The sequence below is a fragment of the Streptomyces alkaliphilus genome (assembly GCF_014141535.1).
Taxonomy (GTDB): Bacteria; Actinomycetota; Actinomycetes; order Streptomycetales; family Streptomycetaceae; genus Streptomyces; species Streptomyces alkaliphilus.
This window is the reverse complement of sequence record NZ_VKHT01000770.1, coordinates 1-2,500: the sequence shown is the minus strand read 5'-3', so window position 1 is coordinate 2,500 and position 2,500 is coordinate 1. Positions and strand designations below refer to the sequence as shown.

Below are 2,500 nucleotides of genomic sequence, written 5' to 3'. Positions count from 1 at the left end.
CTGCTGCTCGCCGGCCCCGCCTCCGCCACCGTCCCCACCGCCGAGGCCGCGCCGACGCACGCCCAACCCGGAAAGCCGGGCAAGCCGGACCCTGCCGAGAAGAGGGGCGAGCAACTCGCCCGCACCCTGGTCCGGACCACCACCGGCAAGGACACCATGCGCCACTTGGTGGAGTTCCAGCGCATCGCCGACGCCCACGGCGGCAACCGCGCCGCCGGCACGTCCGGTTACGACGCCTCCGCCGCCTACGCCGCCCGGGTGCTGGAGCGCGCCGGCTACGACGTCACCCTCCAGTACTTCTCCTTCCTCTACCGCGAGACCGTCACCGAGCGGCTGGTCCAGCTCTCGCCCGAGGAGCGGGAGATCGAGGTGCGACTGATGTCGCACACCGCCAACTCCCCCGCCGGCGGCACCACCGCCGAGCTGGTCGAGGCCCCGGCCGTCGGCGGGGACGGCGCCGGCTGCACCGCGGAGTCCTTCGCGGGCGGCGATTTCGAGGGCCGGATCGCCCTGATCCGACGAGGTGTCTGCCCCTTCGCCCTCAAGCAGGCCAACGCGGCCGACGCGGGCGCCGTCGGCACCATCGTCTACAACAACGTCGAGGGGCAGCTCAACGGCACCCTGGGCGAGCCCGGGGCCGGTGTCGTCCCCACCGGCGGCATCTCGCTCGCCGACGGCGAGGCCCTGTCCGCAGCCCTGTCCGCCGGCGAGACCGTGGTCGTGGACTTCGAGGTGGAGGAGTTCGCCGAGGAGCGGACGACCCCGAACGTCCTGGCCGAGACGCCGGGCGGGGACCCCTCGAACGTGATCATGGTCGGCGCCCACCTGGACTCCGTCGTGGAGGGCCCGGGCATCAACGACAACGCCTCCGGTTCCGCGGGCGTGCTGGAGACCGCCGTCCAGTTGGCCAAGGCGACCAAGATGGGCAAGAAGGGCGCCTCGCCGCACACCGGCCCCAACAAGGTGCGCTTCGCCCTGTGGTCCGCCGAGGAGTTGGGCCTGCTGGGCGCCCACCACTACGTGGACGAGCTGACCGAGGAGGAGCGCGAGTCGATCGCCCTCTACCTCAACTTCGACATGATCGCCTCGCCCAACTACGGCCTGTTCGTCTACGACGGCGACGGCTCCGAGGGCCTCTCCGCGCCCGGCCCCGAGGGCTCCGCCCAGATCGAGCACCTGATCAACGGGTTCATGGAGGACAAGGGGTGGGAGCCGCGCCCGACCGCGTTCAGCGGACGCAGCGACTACGGCCCCTTCATCGAGGTCGGCATCCCGGCGGGCGGCACCTTCACCGGCGCCGAGGGCGTCAAGACCGAGGCCCAGGCCGAGCTGTGGGGCGGGGTGGCCGGTGTCGCCTACGACCCCTGCTACCACGCTCCCTGTGACGACCTGTCCAACGTCGACGCCACCGCCCTGGACATCAACGTCAAGGTGATCGCGTACGCCACCGCACGGTACTCCTGGAGCACCGCCTCCCTGGACCGGCCGGTGCCCCCGGGCCCGCCGGCCGACCCGGAGACCGCCGACAGCGGCGGCCTGCACGGCGACCACGACCACGGCCACGAGGACGCGGCCTGAGGTTCCCCGCTCCGGGGTGCCGCGCGCGGCGAACCGCGCGGAGCACCCCGGGCCGAGGTCCCGTCCGGGGCCCCGCGACCGACCGGTCGCGGGGCCCCGGCGCGTGCGGGGAGGGTGGAGTGCGCCGGAGGGGCGGTCCGTTCGGTCCCCGGAACGCCCGCTCCGCGCCCGTTCGCCCCCCGATTCGTCCCGGGACCGCCGACGGGGCTGCGGAGCCGTTCACCCGACCGGTAGGCTCTGTCCTGTGATCTTCAAGCGCATCGGTGAGGGACGGCCGTATCCCGCCCACGGCCGGGACAACACCCGGCAGTGGGCGGACGTCGCGCCACGCCCCGTGCGCCTGGACCAGCTCGTCACCACCAAGGGTCAGCTGGACCTGGAGACCCTCCTGGCGGAGGACTCCACCTTCTACGGGGACCTCTTCGCGCACGTGGTGAAGTGGCGCGGCGACCTGTACCTGGAGGACGGGCTGCACCGCGCCGTCCGGGCCGCGCTCCAGCAGCGGCAGGTGCTGCACGCCCGGGTGCTCGAGCTGGACTGAGGCCGACGGCGCCCGGGAGGCCGTCCCGGCGGGCCCGCCGGGCGACGCCGGGACGTTCCGGCACGCCCCGGCCCGGTCCGTGTCCCCGGGCTTCCGGACTCGCCCGTTCGGCCCCCCATCACCCATTTCGTTGATCATCTCGTATGCACGTCCGGGTCCCCCGGCTACGCTTCGACCATGAGCATGCTGACGCCACCCGGCATGCGCGGCCGCAAGTACCGCGTCACCGGCACCAGCTACCCCCGGATCCGGCGCCCGCGCCGCCGCAGGCGGACGGTCGCCGTGATCGGCGGCGTCATCGCCGTGGGCGTCCTCGGCTTCGGCACCCTTCAACTCGTCGACGTCTTCACCGGCGGGGAAAGCGAGCGCTCCGCGTCCAAC

The 2,500-nt window shown here is 73.4% G+C and carries 2 protein-coding genes and 1 pseudogene; all 3 read left to right on the top strand.

Annotated elements, in window-relative coordinates:
- Complete coding sequence (locus FNQ90_RS19575; RefSeq protein WP_407699397.1) at nucleotides 1-1,578, top strand: M28 family metallopeptidase; 1,578 nt, start codon at nucleotides 1-3, stop codon at nucleotides 1,576-1,578.
- Between the two features lie 244 nt (nucleotides 1,579-1,822).
- On the top strand, nucleotides 1,823-2,119 hold the full coding sequence (locus tag FNQ90_RS19570) for a type II toxin-antitoxin system VapB family antitoxin (RefSeq protein ID WP_143618915.1): 297 nt from the start codon (nucleotides 1,823-1,825) through the stop codon (nucleotides 2,117-2,119).
- Nucleotides 2,120-2,296: 177 nt separating this feature from the next.
- Nucleotides 2,297-2,500: pseudogene (locus tag FNQ90_RS19565) on the top strand (LytR C-terminal domain-containing protein); the annotation flags it as partial.